The sequence below is a fragment of the Agaribacillus sp. DX54 genome (genome assembly GCF_056858335.1).
Genome location: NZ_JBXEQE010000035.1, coordinates 65,838 through 72,228, shown reverse-complemented (window position 1 = coordinate 72,228; position 6,391 = coordinate 65,838). Strand labels below are relative to the sequence as shown.

5 protein-coding genes are annotated in these 6,391 nt (G+C 39.4%); 1 reads left to right on the top strand and 4 read right to left on the bottom strand.

Annotation, left to right across the window (positions count from 1 at the left end; genetic code table 11):
• Positions 1-231: 231 nt before the first annotated feature.
• The 3 genes from AC04NP_RS25850 to AC04NP_RS25840 all read right to left on the bottom strand — a co-directional run bounded on the left by AC04NP_RS25850 (position 232) and on the right by AC04NP_RS25840 (position 5,000).
• Complete coding sequence (locus tag AC04NP_RS25850) at positions 232-606, bottom strand: hypothetical protein (protein ID WP_482862954.1); 375 nt, start codon at positions 604-606, stop codon at positions 232-234.
• A 153-nt stretch (positions 607-759) separates the two neighbouring features.
• Positions 760-3,621 carry a PAS domain S-box protein gene (locus AC04NP_RS25845; RefSeq protein WP_482862953.1) on the bottom strand — a complete coding sequence of 954 codons (2,862 nt, stop codon included), beginning with the start codon at positions 3,619-3,621 and terminating at the stop codon, positions 760-762.
• Positions 3,622-3,635: 14 nt separating this feature from the next.
• On the bottom strand, positions 3,636-5,000 hold the full coding sequence (locus tag AC04NP_RS25840) for a sigma-54-dependent transcriptional regulator (RefSeq protein WP_482862952.1): 1,365 nt from the start codon (positions 4,998-5,000) through the stop codon (positions 3,636-3,638).
• Between the two features lie 355 nt (positions 5,001-5,355).
• Here AC04NP_RS25840 and AC04NP_RS25835 point away from each other — a divergent pair, with 355 nt between their 5' ends.
• Positions 5,356-5,916, top strand: a complete 561-nt coding sequence (locus tag AC04NP_RS25835) for a rhomboid family intramembrane serine protease (protein ID WP_482862951.1) — start codon at positions 5,356-5,358, stop codon at positions 5,914-5,916.
• Positions 5,917-5,943: 27 nt separating this feature from the next.
• On the opposite strand, the gene AC04NP_RS25830 is transcribed toward AC04NP_RS25835, so the two are convergent.
• Entirely contained in the window at positions 5,944-6,378 is a 435-nt protein-coding gene (locus AC04NP_RS25830) for a peptidylprolyl isomerase (RefSeq protein ID WP_482862950.1), read from the bottom strand.
• Positions 6,379-6,391: the final 13 nt, after the last annotated feature.

Below are 6,391 nucleotides of genomic sequence, written 5' to 3'. Positions count from 1 at the left end.
ACACTAAGACACAAAGGGACACAAAGAACTTTGTCGAAAACGTTGTGCAACAGCTAAGTCTCGCTTGTGCTATTTATTAAGAACTAAATTGCGCTACATCCAAGTCGGCTTGTGTGAAGTTACGGAAGGCTTATAAACCCAAAGCAAAAAAATAAGGCCGGAAAATCCAGGCCTTATATGACTAAAATCTGCGATAAATTCGACTACTTAATTTTCTGAAATATTGTCAACCTACTCAATAATTCTGTTCAAACTTAACTGTATACTGCTATAGCCCATATCCAGGGGTACGACGTTGACCTTTTCGTCTCCGGAAGATTTGTATTGGTGGATGTCTATCAACCCCTTATCGCCATATACTACAAACTTTGTTTCATCTTCCGAGCCATGATTACTCATTATTTGATTGATAACATCCCTTTTCATATTATAGGTTCCCTCATCAATAATGAAGATATCCGGTATCATTTCATTGTAAATCAATACTTCCTCAATATCAAAAAAGGTATATATGTTACAATTAAATTTTCTCTCGATTTTCAATACCAGAATACTGATATCTATCAAATCAGAGTCAATCAGAAATATCGTAGGCTTTTTCATCATATGCTTAGTGTTTTACTACTACATTAACCATATCTGTGCCTAAAACTAAAATCGCCGTTTTCACCTAAAAAACAGCGATTTATAAAGTATTTGATTGGTTTTTTATCCCAGATCGGGAAAATTTTTCTAATAATGGTATTACCTCACGACCTGTTAAACCAGCACCTCTTCATGCTTTAATTCCTCGTAAGCCTGTCGGCATGTGGCTTCGAGCCGGGCAATGAGTTCGGGGATCTGATCTACATTTTTACCTTTCAGACCGTTGATTTCAATGGTTTCAACCACATTTTTGATCGAATTCATGCCCATAAAAACAATCGAAGGTTTGATGCGATGGGCGATGTTGCCTACCTCCCTCCACTTTTTCTCTTCAGCGGCTTTTTTAATATCCTCAATCATGACCGGATTGTTTTCTATAAATGACAGGATCATATCTTTTATAAACGCTTCGTCATTGTCGCTGATATCTTTCAGGTAAGACAAATCAACCACTACCTTTGACCTTTGACTGGCTTTATGAGTATCGTTTTTTATATCGTTCTTACCTTGTTCCTCCAGGTTGTCTTTTGGTTTGATGTTAGTGAGTTTTATGATCTTGTTGAACAGCTCTTCAGGGATAAAGGGCTTTGGCAAGTAGTCATCCATGCCTACTTCAAGGCATTTTACATTATCACCTTTAATGGCATTAGCAGTAAGGGCAATGATCGGAACATCGGCTTTTGGGGAAATAAAGTTGTTGCGGATATACCTGGTTGTTTCAAAGCCGTCCATGACCGGCATTTGGATATCCATCAGCACCAGGTCGTAATCGTTTTTTCTGATTTTTTCCAGGGCGATGTAACCATTAGCTGCCATATCAACTTTACAATTCCATTTTTTCAGGATGTTGGAAGAGTACATTTGATTGATATCATTGTCTTCCACCAGCAATATTGATAACCTGTCAAAAGAGCCCAGCTCCTTAATTTTTAACCTGGTATCCTTGTTGCCTTCCGGCTTTTGTAAATCCCAGCCTTCGGTTTTATCATAAGGGATGGAAAATGAGAAAATAGTTCCTTCCCTTTCGACACTTTCCACCTGGATGAACCCTCCCTGTAATTCGACCAATTGCTTACAAATAGCCAGCCCAAGACCTGTACCGCCAAACTTTCTGGTCACACTTTCATCGGCCTGCCTGAAACTGTCAAAAATTGAACCTATTTTATCGGCGGGAATACCGATACCTGAGTCAGCCACCGTAAACTTCATCACCACGCGGCCAGTCACAATTTTCTCCACCTGGGCACTTACCTTAATATAACCCGCATAGGTGAATTTTACGGCATTCCCTATCAGATTCATCAATATCTGGTTTAGTCTTACAGGATCCCCCAGCAGTACGATTTTGGCTTCCGGGGCAATGTGATAGGACAATTGCAAACCTTTCTCGTCGGTTCGGTATTTGAAAGTCTCAATAACAGAAGAAATCTGATTTTCAGGGATAAACCCTATTTTTTCAAAGTTAAGTTTTCCCGATTCTATTTTTGAAATGTCCAGAATGTCATTGATAATTACTTTCAGGTTTTCGGCAGAGCTTTGAATTCCATTTAAATACTTTTTCTGGTCCAGTGTTGGGTTGGTTTCAGCCAATAAATTGATCAGGCCTGCGATACCGTTGATCGGTGTCCTGATCTCATGACTCATATTGGCAAGAAACTGCTCCTTTGCTTTTTGCACACTTAATAATTCTTCTGCATCTTTCTTTCTTTGGGTGATATCCACCGAGATACTCAGCATCTGGATAGTCCCCTCATCGGCCGGTAGCGCTTTTTTGGTGGTTTGAAACCATTTTACCTCTCCGTTGGGCAGAGTAAATGATTCTTCCACAATGATTTCCTCACCCCTTAATATGGCCTCTGTATCTGCTTTGGATTCATTGTACAGCTCTTCAGGACCCGATTTGGGGCTGGCGTTCAACATGTTGATGACCTCTTTTTTTGTTGAACCGTGTAAATCTGCCACGGCCTGGTTGATCAATTGAAAGGTGCCTGCTTCATTTTTCACATAGATAAGGTTTGGGTCCGTATCTATTACCTGCTGGATAAACTGCTGTTGTTTTTTAAGTTCATTGTTGGTTTGAATTTTTTCCGTAATATCGCGGCAGTCGAGGATCAACCCTTCTACCCCCTCCTTATCCATTAAGTTGATACTGTTGGACTCAAGGTATTTATATTTCCCATCGGCGCACAAGAACTGATACTCAAGTTTTTGTACTTTTTCGTCCCTGATGCTTTTATCAAAGCCATCTTTAAAATGTGTGAGATTTTTGGGATGAACAAAATCGAAAAAGTTTTTTCCTACCAAAAAACCGGGATCATAACCCAATGTTTCTTTGGATGAAGGGTTGTGATACAGAATGATACCTTTAGGATCGAGAATGATGATAATGTCAGAGCCATATTCAACTACCGATTTGTTAAAGGCTTCATGGTCGATATAGTCTTCCAGCCTGTTGTACTGTCTTTTATGAACGCTTATCCATTCGAATGTGGACGTTAAGAGATTGGCGGCCACAGCAAACAGGCTCTCCTGTAACTCATTAAAAACTTTTACTTCATGAATGAAAACCGTAACAACCGATGCAACAGTGTCACCAAAATAAGCGGGGATAGCCAGCAAACTGCCGTTTTTGTGAAAACACGTACCCTTCAGTTGCACAGCGTGTTGGTCATCCAGGCATTCTGAAAAGGCAGCACTACTTTTTTGTGAAAGTGTCTTATACAAAAAATCCGGTGCCCCCGCAGACGTAATACAGCTTATTTCTTTTTCCGTCAAACCACCGAAAAGTAAAGGAACCAGTTTGCTTTCTTCTCTTTTAACTCCCCAATAAATCACTTCAAAAGAGCCTTCCACCAGATGTACGAATGATTCGTACATCAGGTCTTCCAGGTGCTCTTCTGTTCTGGCTCTGGAAAAATTTCTGTTTATGTGGTTTAGTTTTTCGAGATTTTCAATTAAAGTATGGCTGTGTTTCATTAAAGTAGTTTTGGTTATCCGGAAACTTCCAGTTCTCGTTCTTTGAGATAGCGGTATATGGTTGATTTTCCAATATCCAATTTGTTAGCTACCTTGATGACATTATTATCATATTTTTCAAGAAAATGCTGAATAATGCGATGTGTATACTCTTTTAATGTCAAATCTTCGTACGCGAAGTTATTCTCCTTTACCACACTGTTGAAATTAATTTCGGCATCAGTAATTTCATCTTCACTGGTAAGCACGGCAGCCAGTTCAATGACAGATTTCAATTCCCTGACATTACCGGGCCACGGGTATTTAAGTAATTTTTCTTGTGCTGATTTGCTGATAGATATTTTTCCCAGATCATTTTCATGACAGAACTGGTCCAGTAAATAGCGTGCAATAATAACAATATCGTTGTCACGATCCCTTAATGCCGGTAAACTGATTGGCAGTCCCAGCAATCGGTAGTACAAGTCTTCCCTGAATTTGCCATTTTTCACCTCTTCGGTCAGGTTCCGATGGGTGGCTACGATGACACGGGCATCTACCTTGATCACCGAGTTGCCACCAACCCTGGTGATTTCTTTTTCCTGAAGTACCCTCAGCAATTTAGATTGAAGATTGAGATCCATTTCGCCAATTTCGTCCAGAAATATCGTTCCGCCCTGTGCTTCTTCAAATTTTCCCAGCCTTCTGGCCACAGCACCTGTAAATGCACCTTTTTCATGGCCAAACAACTCACTTTCAATAAGATCTTTGGGAATCGCCGCTATGTTGACGGCGACAAACGGGTTTTTCTTTCTTTCCGAATTATAGTGAATGGCTTTGGCCACCAGCTCTTTACCGGTACCTGTCTCGCCGGTTATCGATACGGTTATATTGGTTTTAACGGCTTTTTCAAGTATTGAGAATACTTTTTTAATTGCTTTACTGTTGCCTATAATGCTGTTTCCGAACTCATACTTCTCAGAGATTTCTTTTTTCAAATGGGCAATCTCATTGACAAGCGACACATTTTTTCTGGCGTTGTTAATAGAATTAATCAGCCGGTCTTTGGTGTCCTCATCTTTGGTGATATAGTCGTAAGCTCCCAGTTTTAACAGTTTTACTGCGGTCCTTACTTCCTCCTGTCCGGAAATAATTATGACGGGCAGGTTTGAGTCATAGTTTTTGATCTTTTTCAATACCTCTTCACCGGAAATATCGGGCAATGTATAATCCAGTGTAATGATCGTAGGCTTCTCATGTAAATGTGCTATGCATTCCTTCCCTGTAGAAAAAATTCTCAATTCATTGTCCGGATTTAATTCTAGGACATATCTAAGAAATTTTACGTAGGTTGGATCATCCTCGACAGCAAAAATTTTTACCGGCTCTTCATTGTACATAATATTTCACTCTTTGATGTATGTTACCAATTAAAATCGTTGAATTATAAAATACAGGGGTTTTTTTATCATATAAACATAATATATTTTAGGCATTAAAATAAATCAAAAGTTCAATACGACGCCGTAATCTTAGACAAAACCTTACGGACCTACGCATTAGATTTTATTTGTATTATTCCAAGGTAATGCGGATCGTTTCGATCCATTCGGGGTACTTTCTCTTATTTAAATTGGCACAATTAATTTAATCTTACATAGACCATGTGCTATTATTCGGATTTTGATAGTATTTTTGATGTTTGTCTAAACAGGCAAAATGAATTATTGTTAAATTTTTGATAACGCGTGGCCTATGAGCAGCTCGATTGATAAAAGTTTTGTAGTGCCCGCCCGTTTGATTTTTGTCATGTGGGCGGTTTTTAGTGTGGAGTTTTTTTTGCAGATCAATCTGGGTGTATTCGGGATTTATCCAAGAAAACTAAGCGGATTAATTGGTATTTTGACCGCCCCTTTAATTCATGGCAATCTTGGGCATATCATTTCCAACACATTTCCGGCGCTGTTTCTTGGAACTACTTTATATTTCCTTTTTGACAAGATCGCTCAGAAAGTGTTTTTACAATGCTATTTTTTAACAGGTATTCTGGTTTGGCTTTTTGCCCGTTCCTCTTATCATGTAGGAGCAAGTGGATTGATTTATGGTCTGGCTTCTTTTTTAATATTTTTTGGGCTTTTCCGGGGTGATTTTAGGTCACTTTTGGTTTCGCTGTTGATTTTTGCCATTTACAGTGGCTTGTTTTATGGCGTTTTTCCTTCACATCCCAATGTCTCCTGGGAGTCTCACCTGTTTGGCGCCATAGTAGGCATTTACCTGGCAGCAAAATTTAGTAAGGTAAAAAAAGTAAATAGTTGATAGTCAAATAACCGGAGGCCGGGGATTTTATTCGTTTATAACAATCTTGTCAATCACGTCCCCTTGCCTGATCTGATCAATGATATCCAATCCATCTACAACTTTGCCAAAACAGGTATGTTTTCTATCCAGATGCTGTGTATTACTTCGGTTGTGACAAATAAAAAATTGCGATCCCCCGGTGTTTCTTCCTGCATGGGCCATGGATAAGACACCCCTGTCATGGTATTGGTTTTCACCGTTTAACTCGCAGTCAATGTGATACCCGGGACCACCCGCGCCTGTACCTTGCGGACACCCTCCCTGAATCACAAAGTTTGGAATTACCCGGTGGAAAGTAAGGCCGTCGTAAAATCCTTTTTTAGATAATGATACAAAATTTTCAACCGTTTTAGGTGCGTCATTTTCATAAAACGTTACTTTCATAACACCTTTACCGGTATGAATCTCGGCAGTTTTCATAGGTATTGCAAAT

What these genes read in the sequence shown, in the direction of transcription:
- AC04NP_RS25850 (WP_482862954.1), bottom strand. Translation starts at nt 606, where the DNA reads ATGATGAAAAAGCCTACGATATTTCTGATTGACTCTGATTTGATAGAT.
- AC04NP_RS25835 (WP_482862951.1), top strand. Translation starts at nt 5,356, where the DNA reads ATGAGCAGCTCGATTGATAAAAGTTTTGTAGTGCCCGCCCGTTTGATT.
- AC04NP_RS25845 (WP_482862953.1), bottom strand. Translation starts at nt 3,621, where the DNA reads ATGAAACACAGCCATACTTTAATTGAAAATCTCGAAAAACTAAACCAC.
- AC04NP_RS25830 (WP_482862950.1), bottom strand. Translation starts at nt 6,378, where the DNA reads ATGAAAACTGCCGAGATTCATACCGGTAAAGGTGTTATGAAAGTAACG.
- AC04NP_RS25840 (WP_482862952.1), bottom strand. Translation starts at nt 5,000, where the DNA reads ATGTACAATGAAGAGCCGGTAAAAATTTTTGCTGTCGAGGATGATCCA.